This is a genomic window from Blautia sp. OF03-13 (genome assembly GCF_003460685.1).
Lineage (GTDB): Bacteria > Bacillota > Clostridia > Lachnospirales > Lachnospiraceae > Fusicatenibacter > Fusicatenibacter saccharivorans.
In genome coordinates this window covers 88,153-104,425 of the sequence record NZ_QTVR01000011.1, presented here as the reverse complement: position 1 = coordinate 104,425, position 16,273 = coordinate 88,153, and the positions used below count along the sequence as shown (strand labels likewise).

Annotated in this window: 14 protein-coding genes and 1 pseudogene; 2 read left to right on the top strand and 13 right to left on the bottom strand. The window is 47.9% G+C overall.

The genetic code is table 11. The annotated features are described in order from the left end of the window. Position 1: 1 nt before the first annotated feature. From DXA55_RS10410 to DXA55_RS10370, 9 genes and pseudogenes are all read right to left on the bottom strand, one after another. A complete protein-coding gene (locus DXA55_RS10410; RefSeq protein ID WP_416388403.1) occupies positions 2-1,282 on the bottom strand; it encodes a type I restriction endonuclease subunit R, EcoR124 family in 1,281 nt (426 codons plus the stop codon). Positions 1,283-1,528: 246 nt separating this feature from the next. After that, positions 1,529-2,281, bottom strand: a complete 753-nt coding sequence (gene tpiA, locus DXA55_RS10405; RefSeq protein WP_022463322.1) for a triose-phosphate isomerase — start codon at positions 2,279-2,281, stop codon at positions 1,529-1,531. A 35-nt stretch (positions 2,282-2,316) separates the two neighbouring features. Next, positions 2,317-3,510, bottom strand: a complete 1,194-nt coding sequence (locus DXA55_RS10400; protein WP_022463323.1) for a phosphoglycerate kinase — start codon at positions 3,508-3,510, stop codon at positions 2,317-2,319. Positions 3,511-3,724: 214 nt separating this feature from the next. Then, entirely contained in the window at positions 3,725-4,738 is a 1,014-nt protein-coding gene (gap, locus tag DXA55_RS10395) for a type I glyceraldehyde-3-phosphate dehydrogenase (protein WP_022463324.1), read from the bottom strand. Between the two features lie 263 nt (positions 4,739-5,001). Beyond that, on the bottom strand, positions 5,002-5,802 hold the full coding sequence (locus tag DXA55_RS10390) for a histidinol-phosphatase HisJ family protein (protein ID WP_117814070.1): 801 nt from the start codon (positions 5,800-5,802) through the stop codon (positions 5,002-5,004). After that, complete coding sequence (gene mnmA / locus DXA55_RS10385) at positions 5,799-6,893, bottom strand: tRNA 2-thiouridine(34) synthase MnmA (RefSeq protein WP_117509091.1); 1,095 nt, start codon at positions 6,891-6,893, stop codon at positions 5,799-5,801. The genes DXA55_RS10390 and mnmA overlap by 4 nt, the downstream gene beginning before the upstream one ends. A gap of 2 nt (positions 6,894-6,895) precedes the next feature. Then, positions 6,896-7,332: pseudogene (nifU, locus tag DXA55_RS10380) on the bottom strand (Fe-S cluster assembly scaffold protein NifU). 108 nt (positions 7,333-7,440) lie between these two features. Further along, positions 7,441-8,622, bottom strand: a complete 1,182-nt coding sequence (gene nifS, locus DXA55_RS10375) for a cysteine desulfurase NifS (RefSeq protein WP_022463328.1) — start codon at positions 8,620-8,622, stop codon at positions 7,441-7,443. 6 nt (positions 8,623-8,628) lie between these two features. Next, on the bottom strand, positions 8,629-9,084 hold the full coding sequence (locus DXA55_RS10370; protein ID WP_022463329.1) for an RrF2 family transcriptional regulator: 456 nt from the start codon (positions 9,082-9,084) through the stop codon (positions 8,629-8,631). A 158-nt stretch (positions 9,085-9,242) separates the two neighbouring features. Here DXA55_RS10370 and DXA55_RS10365 point away from each other — a divergent pair, with 158 nt between their 5' ends. Together DXA55_RS10365 and DXA55_RS10360 are read left to right on the top strand one after the other, a co-directional pair. After that, positions 9,243-10,604: a polysaccharide biosynthesis protein gene (locus tag DXA55_RS10365; RefSeq protein WP_055218215.1), complete on the top strand. Its 1,362-nt coding sequence runs from the start codon at positions 9,243-9,245 to the stop codon at positions 10,602-10,604. A gap of 167 nt (positions 10,605-10,771) precedes the next feature. Further along, complete coding sequence (locus DXA55_RS10360) at positions 10,772-11,806, top strand: 3-deoxy-7-phosphoheptulonate synthase (protein ID WP_022463331.1); 1,035 nt, start codon at positions 10,772-10,774, stop codon at positions 11,804-11,806. Between the two features lie 98 nt (positions 11,807-11,904). On the opposite strand, the gene xerD is transcribed toward DXA55_RS10360, so the two are convergent. The 4 genes from xerD to DXA55_RS17780 form a co-directional block, all read right to left on the bottom strand. Further along, complete coding sequence (gene xerD, locus DXA55_RS10355; protein WP_055267026.1) at positions 11,905-12,786, bottom strand: site-specific tyrosine recombinase XerD; 882 nt, start codon at positions 12,784-12,786, stop codon at positions 11,905-11,907. A gap of 111 nt (positions 12,787-12,897) precedes the next feature. After that, on the bottom strand, positions 12,898-13,473 hold the full coding sequence (locus DXA55_RS10350; RefSeq protein WP_117814068.1) for a stage II sporulation protein M: 576 nt from the start codon (positions 13,471-13,473) through the stop codon (positions 12,898-12,900). Between the two features lie 214 nt (positions 13,474-13,687). Next, positions 13,688-14,593 (bottom strand): glycoside hydrolase family 3 protein, encoded by a 906-nt coding sequence (locus tag DXA55_RS17785; protein WP_242998487.1) that lies wholly within the window; start codon positions 14,591-14,593, stop codon positions 13,688-13,690. 14 nt (positions 14,594-14,607) lie between these two features. Continuing rightward, complete coding sequence (locus DXA55_RS17780) at positions 14,608-16,269, bottom strand: glycoside hydrolase family 3 C-terminal domain-containing protein (protein WP_242998483.1); 1,662 nt, start codon at positions 16,267-16,269, stop codon at positions 14,608-14,610. Between the last annotated feature and the right edge of the window lie 4 nt (positions 16,270-16,273).

Below are 16,273 nucleotides of genomic sequence, written 5' to 3'. Positions count from 1 at the left end.
ACTATTTTCCGTATGGTGCTTCAGATTCTGCCGCCATCAACACTGTTTCCTGATCGCTCAGATCGTATGTCACGGCTTTATGCTCTGGCTCATTAAAGGAAGACGAACCACCGATACCGAAATATTTTTCAAAAAACGTTTTCAGTTTTTCAATGACTCTCTGTTTTTTCTTGGCTCTTCCGCCACCACCAAAATGAGAAATTGGCGGCATGATTTTATCTATATCCGTTCCCGCTGTTTTGATCTCTCCGTCCCGAAACGCATTCTCTATGAACTTTCGTGTGTCTTTCGGCTTCAATTTTTCTTCCGTAATAATTACATTAAGATCATAATCGCGCTGTTCCACAACAAATTCATGCCACTCATCCATAACATCGTCCACATCATTGATTCCTGCAATAAAGGTTTCAATAAGCTGTTTCTTGCTGCGCAGCTCCGGGCTGGCATCAATCGCTTTATTGATGGTTATCAGCACTTCCTTATCTTCACAGCGGGTATCATGATACTTCTTTACAAGCATCAGAATATAATCAATGTTGATTTCTACCTGCCGGATCAATTCAATTTCAAACACCACATCATCTGTAATATCCGTACTTTCCCGGCGTTTCCGTTTCCACTCGTCACGCAAATCCTGATAACGTCCAAGGTAGTCTTGCAAATTGCGCTCAGAAATCAGCTCATTCCCCTTAAATTCGTCAAAGGAAAGCAGAAGGTTTCTCATACGAAGAATAGCACCAAACAAAGCAATAAAATCCTTCTGGTTCTGCTCTCCGACAATCTGCGGTTCTGACAGCGGAAACTTATGATTCAATTCCTCCATCAGATCCACATACCCTGGCATTAGCTTACCATCTACGGATTCATATCCGTAATAGTAATCCTTAAAGCTCTGCAGTAAAACAAGGCCCCCGGCATTCTTATCCCCAAACAAGGAAATGGCACTATCTACTCGCTTCTGCAGATTTCTGAAACATACAATATTTCCAAAGGTCTTGATAGAATTCAGAATACGGTTTGTACGGGAAAACGCCTGTATCAGTCCGTGCATTTTCAGATTTTTATCTACCCACAGCGTATTCATAGTCGTCGCATCAAAACCGGTAAGAAACATATTGACTACGATCAGAATGTCCAATTCCTTATTCTTCATGCGAAGCGACACATCTTTATAATAATTCTGGAATTTATCACTTGAGGTATCGTAGTTCGTATGGAACATTTTGTTATAATCCTTGATTACTTCTTCCAGAAACTCTCTGGACGGCTGGTCGACAGATATAAAACAAGCATATCACGAAAACGTGAATTTTTCAATCCGCGCAAAAAATCACTCCGCTTCAAAACACAGAAACGAAGTGATTTCTTTTTGCACAAACTGGCACTCTCTATAGCTAAATCAAGGGTTATATGTTGCATAAAAAACAGCAAAACGCCACCAAACACCTCACCTTCAGCATTTCTGCCGAATTCACCGTGTTTGGTGGCGTTTTAGCCCGTTTTATTGATTGATTTCGTACAAAATCAATTATTTATTGTAGTTTACGATAGCTCCGAAATCTGGTTTCAGGGATGCTCCGCCTACCAGGCCGCCGTCGATGTTCTCCTGTGCGAACAGTTCCGGTGCAGTTTTTGCGTTTACAGAGCCGCCGTACTGGATACGGATAGCTGCTGCTGTTGCATCATCATAGATTTCAGCGATGCACTCGCGGATGCCTTTGCAAACTTCCTCAGCCTGCTCTGTTGTAGCAGTTTTGCCGGTTCCGATTGCCCAGATTGGCTCGTAAGCGATAACGGCTGTTTTTGCCTGATCTGCTGTTACATTCAGGAATCCAACCTTTACCTGCTGACGGATGAAATCCATCGTTACACCCTGCTCTCTCTGCTCCAGAGTTTCTCCGCAGCACATGATCGGGGTGATGCCGTGCTCGAAAGCTTTCAGCATTTTTTTGTTTACGGTCTCGCTGGTCTCTGCGAAGTATTCTCTTCTCTCAGAGTGGCCAAGTACAACGTATTTCACGCCAGCGTCTGTCAGCATAGCCGGGGAGATTTCGCCTGTGAAAGCACCTTTCTCCTCAAAATACATATTTTCAGCACCAATCTGGATGTTGGAGCCTTTTGCAGCCTCTACAACCGGGATGATATCGATGGCCGGTACGCAGAAAACAACGTCAACGTCGTCATTTGCTACCAGTGGTTTTAATGTATTGACTAATTCTACTGCCTCGCTCGGAGTCATGTTCATTTTCCAGTTTCCGGCGATAATTTTCTTTCTTGCCATGATCGTTTGATCTCCTTAGTTTTGAATATAAATTCTTATTTGTCGTTTGCTGCTGCAACGCCCGGCAGTTCTTTTCCTTCCAGGAACTCCAGGGAAGCGCCGCCGCCAGTGGAGATATGAGTCATCTTATCGCCATATCCAAGCTGGTTTACAGCTGCTGCGGAATCTCCGCCGCCGATGATCGTAACTGCATCTGTTTCAGCCAGTGCTGCTGCAACTGCTTTGGTTCCTGCTGCAAAATTCGGCATCTCGAAGCATCCCATCGGTCCGTTCCATACAACGGTTTTAGCAGTTTTAACAGCATCAGCGAACAGTTTTGCAGTTTCCGGTCCGATATCCAGACCTTCCCAGCCATCCGGAATCTGTCCGGCCGGAACAACCTGTGTATTTGCGTCGTTTGAGAATGCATCTGCAACAACGTTGTCTACCGGAAGAAGCAGTTTCACGCCTTTTGCTGCTGCTTTTTCTTTCATTTTGTTTGCATAATCCAGATAATCCATCTCAAGCAGAGAATCACCAACGGTGCCGCCTGCTGCTTTTGCGAAGGTATAAGCCATACCACCGCCGATGATCAGGACATCAACTTTATCGATCAGGTTGTCGATAACAGAAATCTTGCTGGATACTTTGGATCCACCAAGGATGGCAACAAACGGACGCTCCGGATTGTTGACAGCATTTCCAAGGAATGCGATCTCTTTCTCCATCAGGTAACCAACAACAGCAGTGTCAACATATTTGGTAACACCAACATTGGAGCAATGAGCACGGTGTGCGGTTCCGAATGCATCGTTTACGAATACGTCACACAGGGAAGCCAGTTCTTTGCTGAACTCCTCACCGTTTTTGGTCTCTTCTGCACGGTAACGGGTGTTCTCCAGAAGGATTACATCTCCGTCTTTCATAGCCTCAACAGCTGCTTTTGCGTTCGGTCCTACAACCTCAGGATCTGCTGCAAATTTAACTTCCTGTCCAAGAAGCTCGGAAAGGCGAACTGCAACCGGTGCAAGAGAAAGCTCTGGTTTTGGTTCTCCTTTCGGTTTTCCAAGATGAGAGCAGAGAATTACTTTTCCGCCGTCAGCGATCAGTTTTTTGATCGTTGGAAGAGCTGCTACCAGACGGTTCTCATCTGTGATTTTTCCATCGATCAGCGGAACGTTGAAGTCACATCTTACAAGGACTCTTTTTCCTTTTACGTTGATATCATCTACGGTTTTTTTGTTTAACATGGGCGTTTCCCTCCATATATCCAACTGCATCTGCCGCGCCGTTTCTTTGTTTTTGCGGCATCGCGGTCCTTATTTAAAAATGCAGTTTATAATTTTTGCACACGGAAAAGGGCTGTTTTTGTGCCGTATTTTTCCGCCGCATTCGCAAAAAGGGCCCGGTCCTTAACAGACCGGACCCTTTGGGCTCTGAAATTTTGCCGTTCAGTTTGTTAAATTATGCTAACTCGCTGAAGTATTTGATGGTACGAACCATCTGGCTTGTGTAGGAGTTCTCGTTATCATACCAAGAAACAACCTGTACCTCTGTTGTTCCGTTGTCCAGCGGAAGAACCATAGTCTGAGTTGCATCGAACAGAGAACCATATCTCATACCAACGATGTCGCTGGATACGATTTCATCTGTGTTGTATCCGAAGGACTCGGTTGCAGATGCTTTCATTTTTGCGTTGATCTCGTCAACAGTTACAGTTCCTTCTACAACTGCTGTAAGGATTGTGGTAGAACCGGTTGGGGTTGGAACACGCTGTGCAGAACCGATCAGTTTGCCGTTCAGTTCCGGAATAACAAGGCCGATTGCTTTTGCAGCACCGGTGCTGTTTGGAACGATGTTAACTGCAGCTGCACGGGATCTTCTCAGATCGCCTTTTCTCTGCGGTCCGTCCAGAGTCATCTGATCTCCAGTGTAAGCATGGATAGTAACCATGATACCGGATTTGATCGGAGCCAGTTCGTTCAGAGCTTTTGCCATAGGTGCAAGGCAGTTTGTGGTGCAGGATGCAGCGGAGATGATGTTATCGTCTGCTGTCAGGGTCTCATGGTTTACATTGTAAACGATGGTCGGAAGGTCGTTACCAGCCGGAGCGGAGATAACTACTTTACGAGCGCCTGCATTGATGTGTGCCTGAGCTTTTGCTTTGGAGGTGTAGAATCCGGAGCACTCCAGAACTACGTCTACGCCAAGCTCTCCCCATGGGCAGTTGTTAGCATCCGGGAAAGCATAGATTTTGATGTTTTTGCCATCTACTGTGATGGAATCTTCATCGGATGTTACGGTATCAGCCAGAGCATATTTTCCCTGAGAAGAGTCATATTTTAACAGATGAGCTAACATCTTCGGGGATGTTAAATCGTTGATTGCTACTACTTCATAACCTTCTGCTCCAAACATCTGTCTGAATGCAAGACGTCCGATACGGCCAAAACCATTGATTGCTACTTTTACTGCCATGATTTTCAATTCCTCCTAAAAAGTGAATTTTAATTTTGAGTCTCTGTACTTTGTTAAAGAAACATCAACCTTATCTGTATAATACCTAATTTCGTCGGAAAATTCAAGTTCTATTTTCAAGAAAATACGAAATTATTTCTAAAATTTGTGAAGAAGCCGGATGCCAATCCGTATTTCTGCAAAATTTCGAAAGATCCGTCTATTGCAGAAAGAGCCGGAATCCAGCCTTTCTGGGGCTTTTTCCGGCTTTTCCTGCGTGTTTTCTATTGGATCGGCAGATATTCCGGCTTTTTCTCTTTAAACCGCACGTAGTACCGGAATCCGGCTTCCTGCGCGATAGCTGACGCGTCCGCGAAATGAAACGCTATATGTTCCGGTTTGTGGGCATCGGTACCGAAGGTGATCTTTTCGCCGCCCAGTTCCCGGTATCTTCTGATGACATCCGGCGTCGGATTCGGCACGCCAAGGCCTGCCTTGTAGCCGCCGGTGTTGATTTCCAGCGCGATATCGTACTGAATCAGCTCTTTTAAAATGGTATCGATCTCGTCCGCAAATGCGCGGTAGCTGTAATCTTTTCCCTTTTCTCTGCAGTAGCGTACCACATAATCCAGATGACCAAGCGTCTGGAAATTGTGGAAGAACCGGATATTTTCTGCTGTAGCCCGAAAATACGCCCGGTACAGCTCTTCTGCTGTCCAGTCCAGGAAAGCATCCTCATAATAGGGGTCTTTTCCGTCAATGACATGCATGGAGCCGATCACATAGTCGAACGGCCACGCATTTACATACTCTTCCATCCGTTCTTTTAAGTGGAGCTGCAGTCCCAGTTCCACGCCGAATCGGATATCGATTTTGTCGCGGTATTTTTCCTGCAGTTCCCGGATTTTTGCCGCATACGCCGGTGTATCGAGCTGGAACTCGCCGGTACTGTAATCCATATCGTAGTGATCCGTCAGGCAGATTGCCGGAAGTCCCAGCTCGACTGCCCGTTTTACCATCTCTTCTGTTGGTGCTTCGCTGTCACTTGAAAAGAAACTGTGCATATGACAGTCCGCTATTTTCATCTTTCGGCCTCCGTAATCGTTCCGCCTCCGCCGACACAGCCGTCCACGTAGAAGACAACAGCCTGTCCCGGCGTCGGAGCACGCACGCCGTCCGGGAAGGTACAGGTAATCTCATCTTCCCCGGTCCGTTTGATCACGCACGGGGAGCCTTTGTGCCCGTACCGGATTTTTGCGGTGCAGGAGAGCTCTTCTCCAAGTTCCAGCGGCGGAATTGCCATATAGTTTACTTTGTTTGCTTTTACTACTTTTGCGAAAACCTCTTCATTTTCGCCGACCACAACCTCGTTCGTCTCCGGACGGATTTCCAGTACGAACACGCGGTGTCCCATCGGAAGGCCGAGTCCGCGGCGCTGTCCTACGGTGTAATGGGTAATCCCCTCATGGGTACCGAGGATTTCACCCTTTGTATTCACGAAATTGCCTTTCGGTGCCACGATTCCTGTCTCGTTCCGGATAAAGGAAGCGTAATCCTGATCCGGCACGAAGCAGATTTCCTGGGAATCCTTCTTTTTTGCTACCGGAAGACCGATTTTTGCTGCAATCTCACGAATCTGATCTTTTGTGTAGTCTCCGACCGGCATCAGCGTATGCGAAAGCTGCTCCTGGGTCAGATTATACAGTGCATACGTCTGGTCTTTTGCCGCTGTTACCGAATTTGCAATCGCATACCGTCCATTGGCAAGCTGTTCGATTCTTGCATAATGTCCGGTCGCAATGTAGTCCGCTCCAATGGAAAGACTGCGCTGAAGCAACGCTTCCCATTTCACATAGCGGTTGCAGGCGATACACGGGTTCGGTGTTCTGCCGCAGAGATATTCGTTCGTGAAATAGTCCATGACGTTCTCACGGAACTCTTTTTTGAAGTTCATGACATAATACGGAATGTCCAGCACCTGTGCCACGCGCCTTGCATCATCAACAGCAGAAAGGCCGCAACAGCCCCCGTTTTCCTCCTGGACTGTCTCGGCCTCATCCTGCCAGATCTGCATGGTCACCCCGATGACATCGTATCCTGCTTTTTTCAGGAGATACGCTGCCACCGAGGAATCTACGCCGCCGGACATTCCAACGACTACTTTCTTTTTTCCCATACTTAGTATTCTTCCTCTTCCTCGCCCTCGCTGATATCAGACTTCGGTTTTGCAAGACCTCGATCTTGATGTGGTGTTTCTCTGCGTAATCCCAGAGTGCAGCGTGAATTGCTTCTTCTGCAAGCAGAGAACAGTGAACTTTGACCGGCGGAAGTCCGTCGAGTGCTTCCATAACGGCTTTGTTGGTTACTTCCAGAGCTTCCTGGATGGTTTTTCCTTTTACCAGCTCGGTTGCCATACTGCTGGTTGCAACTGCGGCGCCGCAGCCGAAGGTTTTGAATTTGCAGTCCTGAATGATTCCGTTATCGTCGATGTCAAGATACATTCTCATGATATCGCCGCATTTTGCATTTCCAACGGTACCTACACCGCTTGCGTTCTCAATTTCTCCTACATTTCTCGGATGCTGGAAATGATCCATTACTTTTTCACTGTACATTGTTATTCTTCCTCCTGAACTATTTCAAAGCAGTCCTCCTCCGGCACAGCTTTTACCTGAATTTTTCTGTACCGGCTTTCTGGATGGACTGTCTTATTTTTTTTTAACTTATTTACCCTGCTGTTTTTTGATGTAATCCTCATACAGCGGGGACATGCTGCGCAGACGGTCTACGATCGCTTTGATCTGCTCTACAACGAAATCAACGTCCTCTTTTGTGATCTCCTCACTTAAAGTCAGACGTAAGGAACCGTGTGCTTTCTCGTGCGGCAGTCCGATGGCCAGCAGTACATGGGACGGATCCAGGGATCCGGAAGTACATGCAGAACCGCTGGATGCGCAGATACCTTTCATATCCAGCATGATCAGAAGGGACTCTCCCTCGATGAATTCAAAGCTGATGTTGCAGTTGTTCGGCAGACGTTTTACCGGATCGCCGTTCAGACGGCAGTTCGGAATCTCGGTTAAAATACGGTTGATCAGATAATCACGTACTTCGATTTCTTTTGCGGTACGCTCCGCCATAGTTCTTGCCGCACGCTCTGCCGCAACTCCATATCCTACGATGCCCGGTACATTTTCTGTTCCGGCACGGCGTTTTCTTTCCTGCGCACCGCCGTGTACGAAGGAGCGGATTTTCACACCCTTTCGGATGTAAAGGAAGCCGATTCCTTTCGGTCCGTTAATCTTATGACCGCTGGAACTGAGCATATCAATATTGCACTCATCCACATTGATCGGGATCTGGCCAAATGCCTGTACGGCATCTGTGTGGAATAAAATATTGTGTTCTTTTGCAATTCTTCCGATTTCCTTGATCGGCTGAATCGTTCCGATTTCGTTGTTTGCCGCCATAACGGAAATCAGAATGGTCTCAGGTGTGATGGCTGCTTCGAGTTCATCCAGATTGACAACGCCGTTCTCATCGACGCCGATATAGGTGATTTTCGCACCGCGCTCTTTTTCCAGATACTCACAGGTATGAAGAATCGCATGATGCTCGATTTTTGTGGTAATGATGTGGTTTCCTTTATTTTTATATGCTTCAAAGGTAGCTTTTAACGCCCAGTTATCGGACTCGCTGCCGCCGGCTGTAAAATAAATTTCCTCCGGTTTTGCGCCGAGCACGTTTGCGATCTGCTCTCTTCCTTTGGTGATGGCTTCTTTGCTTTTTCCTGCAATTGCATAAATACTGGATGGATTTCCGTAGTATTCGCTGAAATAAGGAAGCATAGCCTCGACAACTTCCGGGGCTGTTTTTGTTGTTGCCGCATTGTCCAGATAAATCATTGTTGTTCACTCCTTGTCATTTCTATCGCTGTTTCTGTTTTTCTCTAATTGCCGGCTCTGCTGAACCAGCTCTCCGAGGCTGATGGAATCCACAGCGTTCGTAATTCCCTCATTGATCCTCTGCCACACAAAACGCGTGACGCAGAAATCGGCCGCATCGCAGCCGCCCAGGCCTTCATTGACCGAGCACGTGACTGCCTCGAGTCCGCCCTCCAGCACACGGAGAACATCTCCTACCGAAATGGAATCTGCCGGTTTTGCAAGTACATATCCACCGCCTGCTCCCCGCACACTCTCAATGAATCCGGCTTTTCGAAGCGGACGCACCAGCTGCTCCAGATAGCTCTCTGAGATATTCTGGCGTTCTGAAATGCTGGCAATGGACACTGCACCCTCTTCTTCGTGACTCGCCAGATCGATCATGGCACGCAGGCCATATCTTCCCTTGGTCGATAATTTCATTCCTGGTTCTCCTTTTTCCTGTGCTGTCGTTTTCCAATTCCGACAGTTTTAATCGGATTTATTTCTCACTCAGAATAGCACCTATCACGGGGTTCTGTCAAGGAGTTTTTTCGCATATTTTAGACTATCTGCGCAATGCCGTGAAAGGAGTCTATCCCATGCTGAAAATCACAAGAAAGAACACGCTTCTTCTTGGCACACTGATCCTGACCGCGTCCGGGATCATCTGCAGAATTCTTGGATTTCTCTATAGAATATTCCTGTCGCGCCGGATCGGTGCGGAAGCCTTTGGTATCTACCAGCTCGCCACACCACTCTACGCACTGATGCTCTCCCTTGGCGCAGGCGGCATGCAGACGGTGCTCTCGCGCTTTGTCGCATCGTACCTTGCCAAAAAGGATTCCAGACGGGCAAAGATCTGTCTGGCGGCCGGATGCGGCATTGTAGTGATACTTTCCTTCTCCGCCTCCATCTTTCTCTTTTTCAGCGCGGATTTTATCGGAACACGGCTTCTTTTTGAGCCGCGGACGATTCTGCTCCTCCGGATTTTATCACTCGGCATTCTCCCCTCCGGGATCCACAACTGTCTCTCGGCATGGTATCTTGGCCAGAATCAGACGGCACTGCCTTCTTTTTGCCAGCTTTTGGAACAGTTCGTGCGCATGGGCGCTTCCTACCTTGCCTGGCTTTTCTGTCTTTCCACAAGCCTCCCCTCTGCCGCTGTCGCTGCATTCGGTACTGCCGCCGGCGAACTCTTTTCGTGTCTCTTTCTGATGGCCTGCCTGTCCGTCTCGCACAGCAGGTCCCCTCAGAAACACCGCCCGATTTCTGTTTTTTTCAAAGAAAAGACCCTCTGGTACGATACCTTCCGAGAGCTTGCCGTTTTGAATCTTCCGCTTACGCTGAACCGTATTCTTCTGAATGTCCTCCACAGCATTGAAAGTGCTCTGCTCCCCGGCTGTCTGGTCACCTTCGGTCTTTCCCGGAAAGCAGCGCTCTCGCAGTATGGCATTCTCACCGGTATGGCACTTCCTATGATCTTTTTTCCATCTGCCATCACCCACGCGGTGTCCGTCATGCTTCTGCCCGGCGTAGCAAAACAGCAGGCCGACGGTACGCCGGAGCAAATATCAGACACGATCCGTTATACAATTTCTTTCTGTGTGCTGCTTGGCACTTCCGCTGTTTTTGCCTTTTTCTTTTTCGGTCCGTGGCTTGGACGTTTCCTTTTTCAAAACGAAGAAGTCGGCGTTTTTCTGCGTATCCTTTCATTTTTAAGTCCTTTTCTCTATCTAGAAACGACACTTGGAAGCATTTTAAACGGCCTTGGAAAAACTTCTCTCGTTTTTTTCCAGAACCTTGCCGGAGATGTAATTCGTATTCTTGCAATTCTTTTTCTCGTCCCGGTTTTCGGCATCCGTGGCTATCTCTATGGTATTCTTGCAAGTGAACTTACCATTATGACAATGGCACTTTTGTTCCTGCATCGGGAATCTGCAAACGGATTTGCTGTTCATTGATACCTTTTTTCTATCTTTTTTAAGAGAAACAGAATTTTCGCCGAAAAAATATCGACAATCTTCGCGTTATGTATTATAATTTATAGATAGTTTGCGACGGGGCACACAAGAACGCTCCTCTGTCCGCAGCTAGAAAAGAAGTGCATCTAAGATAAAGGAGAACGAAAATGAGCCTTGAATTTGTAAGAAAACTTCCCACCCCAACAGAGATCCGGGAACAATATCCCTTAAGCGCCCGCGCAACCGAAATCAAAAAACAGCGTGACGCTGAAATCGCAAAAGTCTTTACCGGGGATTCCGATAAATTTCTTGTTATCGTAGGACCTTGCTCCGCAGACAACGAAGACGCTGTTCTGGAGTACAATCACCGTCTGGCAAAGGTTGCCGACAAAGTATCCGACAAACTGATCATCATCCCGCGTGTCTATACCAACAAACCGCGTACCACAGGTGAAGGCTACAAAGGTATCGTTCATCAGCCGGACCCGGAAGGAAAGCCGGACCTGCTGCACGGCCTGATCGCCATGCGTAAAATGCATATGCGTGTAGTAGAAGAGACTGATCTGACTTCTGCAGACGAAATGCTGTATCCGTCCAACTGGAGCTATCTGTCCGATATTCTCTCCTATGTTGCGGTCGGCGCACGTTCCGTAGAAAACCAGGAGCACCGTCTGACTGTTTCCGGCATCGACATTCCGGCCGGCATGAAAAACCCGACCAGCGGTGATCTTTCTGTTATGATCAACTCCGTCATTGCCGCACAGGGCTCCCACTCCTTTATTTACCGTACCTGGGAGGTAAAGACAAGCGGAAATCCGCTGGCGCACACCATTCTCCGCGGTGCGACCAACAAGCACGGCAACTCCGTGCCGAACTATCACTACGAGGACATTCAGCTTCTGCTGGAGAAATACAACGAAACACATCTCGTAAACCCGGCTACCATCATCGATGCCAACCATTCCAACTCCGGAAAGAAATACGAGCAGCAGATCCGTATCGTCAAAGACGTTCTGCACACAAGACGATGCAACAAGGATATCGAAAGTCTCGTAAAAGGTGTTATGATCGAAAGCTATCTGGAGCCTGGCAATCAGAAAATCGGATGCGGAAATCATGTCTATGGTAAATCCATCACTGACCCGTGCCTTGGCTGGGATCAGACCGAACGCCTGATTTATGATATCGCTGAGGAGTGCTAAATTTTCTCAACACCCTAAAAACATCAAAAACCTTCGCTGCAGTTTTTCACCAGTCTGCGGCGGAGGTTTTTCTATCGTTTTACTTTTCTGTTCCACCTTTACTTTCTCGGATGTGCCTTCCGGTACACATCCCTGATTTTATTCACACCAAGGTGGAGATACATCTGCGTCGTCGAAATATCGGCGTGTCCCATCATCTCCTGGACACTCTTTAAGTCCGCACCGTTTTGCAGCAGATGGGTTGCAAACGAATGACGCAGGGTATGCGGCGTAATATCCGCCGTAATGCCTGCGGATTTTGCATAGGATTTCAGAATTTTCCAGAACCCCTGACGGCTCATCGGACCTCCGGAACAGTTGACAAACAGTACATCGTCCTCCCGTCCATGCATCAGGGCTGCGCGCGCACTCCCCAGATACTGCTCCAACGCCTTTTTCGCCGGTCCGCCGAACGGAACGATCCGCTCCTTTTCATCGCGGCAGGTGATGTAGCCCATCATAAGGTTGACATCCTGTATCTTCAAATGGATCAGCTCACTGACGCGGATACCGGTCGCATACAGCATTTCCAGCATTGCTTTGTCGCGGATACCCTTTGGCGTGTCGGTTTTGGGCTGGCGAAGCAGCAGATCGACCTCTGCGATGGAAAGGATCTCCGGCATTTTCCGCTCAACCCTCGGTGGCTGCAACGCTTTCGACGGGTCAGATACCATTTTTCCCTCCTGACATGCATATTGGCAAAACATATGAATCGCCGCAATGCTGCGCGAGATCGTTGCCGGGGAGAAGTGTTCCCGCTCCAGATATAATAAATAAGAATTTAAAACCGTTGCATTCATCTGCTCCGGTTTTTCTATTCCGTGCTCCTTCAAAAAAACTGCCAGCTTTCGAAGATCGCGCTGATAGGAGACTTCTGTATTTTTTGACGCTTTCTTTTCCGTCTGTAGATAGTCCGTAAATGACTGTATCGTTTCCTGCATAGCTTTTTTCCTTTTTGCTTTTTTCTCCCTCTCACTGCCCGATAAAGGGTAACAATGCTTTTAATTATATACACGTTTTTTCAAAAATGCAATTCCCTTTTCAGACCGTTTTTACAGGATTTTCGCAAGAAACCACGGATTGACATAACTCTCAAGCAGAATACCCCACAGAAGCAGGATCAGTGCAAAGAAGTAGCGCACGCCGAAGCAAAAATATTCCTTTTTCTGTATGCCGCCGGCAAGGTGATTCGTCTCTGCCATCCGGCTGCACGCAGCAGCCATCAGAAATAACGCGGCAAGGTAGAGGAAAATCTGCGGAAAAAGAGCCAGAAAAAAGAATAAAAGACCTGCCATTCCGTTCTGCAGATAGGCAGCCGAGAGAAAGACGCCACACAGAAAACCATATGCCCAAACGGCAGCAGTGGCAAAATACGCACCGATTGCCGTCAATCCAAAGAGAAGTCCCGCAAATGCCGGTGCTAACCGTACCTTTAGAAGATAGGAAAAGCAGGCCTTTGCGGAAATTTTTCTTCCCAAAAACGCCTCCGCCTGAAAGAGGCGGACGCTATTTCCCTCCTTCATTCCCGTGTGGGATGCCGTAAGCAGCAGCAGTACACCGAGGGTCATACCGGCCGCAAACCAGAGGGCAAAAAAACGAATATATGCATTCTCATCCCGTTCTCTCATTTGCTTTTTGCGCCTCCTTATTTTCTGCCTTACTGTCAATGTATTCACGGTTCATAGACGATATACGTAAAAGAAGTGCCTGCTCCGCAGACCCCCATCTGCGAATGGCACTTCTTTCCTCTTTTCAGGGTCCCCCAATGTCTCACGCACCGAAATGTCCGATCATTTCAAACCCTGCTTTTTGTATATCCCCATAAGATATTTTTCACTTCTTTTATTTCACGACAAGATAGGTATCCAGATCATCGAACTGATCAAGGTAGCTGACTGCGCCCTCGTACATATTGGACTGCAGTACGATATTTACCGTGTTATAGATGCAGCGTTTCAGTTCTGCCATCGTCAGAGTTCCATCTGCAAGTTCTTTTTTGATGTTCTCGTGATCCTCCGGCAGACCCGGCATTACCATGTCATTTCCGGCTCTCATGCAGCCCGCTGCCGTACACTCGCCCTGGATCTGTACGTTGGTGGTTGTCCAGTCGGTCATGATAGCTCCTGCAAATCCCCACTCATCTCTCGCTGCTTTCGTGCAGGTATCGTAGCAGTTTGCAGCGTGCACACCATTGATCAGGTTGTAAGATGTCATAATGGACATCGGCTGTGCATCTTTGACTGCGATTTCAAAACCTTTCAGATAGATCTCACGCAGTGCACGCTCGGACAGGATGGAATCGGAGCCCATACGGTTATCCTCCTGATTGTTGCATGCGAAGTGTTTGATCGTGGTTCCGCAGCCCGGTACCTTCTGTACACCGAGCGTCATAGCAGCCGCCATCATACCGGCAAGCAGCGGATCCTCGGAATAATATTCAAAGTTTCTTCCGCAGAGCGGATTTCTGTGGATGTTCATGCCAGGTGCCAGCCACAGTGTTACGTTGAACAGCTCCATCTCATGGCCGATCATCTCGCCGACTCTCTTGATCAGTTCTACATCCCAGCTCTGTGCCAGAAGTGTTCCAACCGGAATTGCGGTACAGAACTGATAATAGGTTGTTCCGCGTTTTTCCTGCGGTTTGCTGAAGAATCCGCCTTCCAGGGCCGCCAGGAAATCGCTCGCTACGATCTTTCCGTTGTCTACCTGGTATTCTCTCTTCAGACGAAGACCTGCAGGTCCGTCCACCAGAGCAATGGTGGTTACATTCCACGGCTCCTCCGAAGCACACGGGGATGTCTCTGCTGCTGCTCCCGGAACAGAAATTCCTGCGGAGCCAAGCGCGTTGCCCTGTGCTCTTCCCGGATCACCGGTTGCAAGGAGTGCCAGCTGATCCACAGAAAGGGATTCCACAATCTTTCCTGCTTTTCCAGGAAGCTCTTCCGGTACCGCTGGTAATCTACTTTCTCAGTTGGGATCTCAGATGCTTTAAGCTCGATCACGCTCATTCTCTTTTCTTTTACTTCCTTCTGCCATGCAGCCTCTCTTGCCTGAACTTTTTCTGCATCAGGAACAATCTCATTCAATTCCTCTTTCAGCGGGCAGATATTTTCACACGCTGTCATGACTGCTTTCTCGTCCAGCTCCAGCGCGCCGGAGAGAACAGATGTATTCAGATCATTTCCAATCCAGATACCATACATGCCAGGCTCCAGAATCCAGGATGCACTTTCCTCCTCATAGGAAGTCAGCTGATACAGCGGGAAGGTGATGGTCATGGTCTGGGATTCCTTCGGAGCCAGCAGTTTTGTTTTTCCAAAGCCTGCCAGACGGCGGAACTCTTTCACCAGTCTGCCCTGCGGGCAGGAAGCGTAGATCTGTACAACTTCTTTTCCTGCATAAGTATCGCCGGTGTTGGTAACGGTAACAGTCACGCTTACTTTCGGATTCATCATACCGCGGCCGCTTACTTTGATGTCATCGGTTCTGATCTCGAAATCGGTGTAGGACATACCGTAACCGAAGGAGTAACGGACTGGTACTTCAAAGGTATCGAAGTAACGGTATCCAACGAAGATACCCTCTTCGTATTTTTCTTTCATGAGGTCGCCGCTCTTGTAGCTGTAAACCTCTGCACCCGGATAATCATAGTAATCTTTTGCCCAGGTATCTGTCATTTTTCCGGATGGGGTTACATCGCCGCTTACAACATCAGCAAATGCATTTCCGCCTTCCTGGCCTGCCTGTACGTACTGTAAAATAGAGCGGATATTGTCAAATTCTTCTACGAATGCCAGATCCATCAGGCCGCCGGTGTTGATAACAAGAACAACGTTTTTATAGCATCTGGAAACCTGTGCCAGAATAGCTTTCTCTTCTTTGGAGATGAAGTAGTCACCCTCCGTATCAAAACGGTCTTTGTTCTCTCCTGCGATACGTGCCAGAACGAAGAATGCGGTGTCTGCACCGTCGGCTGCTGCTTTCTCTTCATCGATTGGGTTTCCGGATGGCATAAAGAACGGGGTTGCAGAGTAAGCATCAAAGAATTTTGTGTCGTCTCCATTCAATTTTGTGAAAATCTCATTTTTCCAGTCCAGTCTTGCCTGTACGTAGAGTTTATCGTAATCCTCCAGCCATTCACTGCTTGTTACGTCGTAGCCTGCATTTTTCATGCCCTGGAAAATATTAACGCTGTCACGCTCATTGACATCGCCGGAACCGGTGCCTCCTTTGATGGTGCGGATCGCACCTGCTCCGTAAAGACCTACCTTGCTGCCCTTTGCCAGCGGCAGGAAATGATCTTTGTTTTCCAGAAGAACGAATCCCTCTGCTGCTGCCTCGCGGGCAAGTTTGCGGTGATCTGTTTCACGCTGGGTTACTTCCGGAGATGTAGTTCCGTTAAAGGTTCTTACCTTTGCTTTCATGTCT

Excerpts from the sequence above, each read along its gene's own strand:
- tpiA (WP_022463322.1), bottom strand. The coding sequence starts at position 2,281 with ATGGCAAGAAAGAAAATTATCGCCGGAAACTGGAAAATGAACATGACT.
- DXA55_RS10400 (WP_022463323.1), bottom strand. The coding sequence starts at position 3,510 with ATGTTAAACAAAAAAACCGTAGATGATATCAACGTAAAAGGAAAAAGA.
- gap (WP_022463324.1), bottom strand. The coding sequence starts at position 4,738 with ATGGCAGTAAAAGTAGCAATCAATGGTTTTGGCCGTATCGGACGTCTT.
- DXA55_RS10390 (WP_117814070.1), bottom strand. The coding sequence starts at position 5,802 with ATGAAAATAGCGGACTGTCATATGCACAGTTTCTTTTCAAGTGACAGC.
- mnmA (WP_117509091.1), bottom strand. The coding sequence starts at position 6,893 with ATGGGAAAAAAGAAAGTAGTCGTTGGAATGTCCGGCGGCGTAGATTCC.
- nifS (WP_022463328.1), bottom strand. The coding sequence starts at position 8,622 with ATGATTTATCTGGACAATGCGGCAACAACAAAAACAGCCCCGGAAGTT.
- DXA55_RS10370 (WP_022463329.1), bottom strand. The coding sequence starts at position 9,084 with ATGAAATTATCGACCAAGGGAAGATATGGCCTGCGTGCCATGATCGAT.
- DXA55_RS10365 (WP_055218215.1), top strand. The coding sequence starts at position 9,243 with ATGCTGAAAATCACAAGAAAGAACACGCTTCTTCTTGGCACACTGATC.
- DXA55_RS10360 (WP_022463331.1), top strand. The coding sequence starts at position 10,772 with ATGAGCCTTGAATTTGTAAGAAAACTTCCCACCCCAACAGAGATCCGG.
- xerD (WP_055267026.1), bottom strand. The coding sequence starts at position 12,786 with ATGCAGGAAACGATACAGTCATTTACGGACTATCTACAGACGGAAAAG.
- DXA55_RS10350 (WP_117814068.1), bottom strand. The coding sequence starts at position 13,473 with ATGAGAGAACGGGATGAGAATGCATATATTCGTTTTTTTGCCCTCTGG.
- DXA55_RS17780 (WP_242998483.1), bottom strand. The coding sequence starts at position 16,269 with ATGAAAGCAAAGGTAAGAACCTTTAACGGAACTACATCTCCGGAAGTA.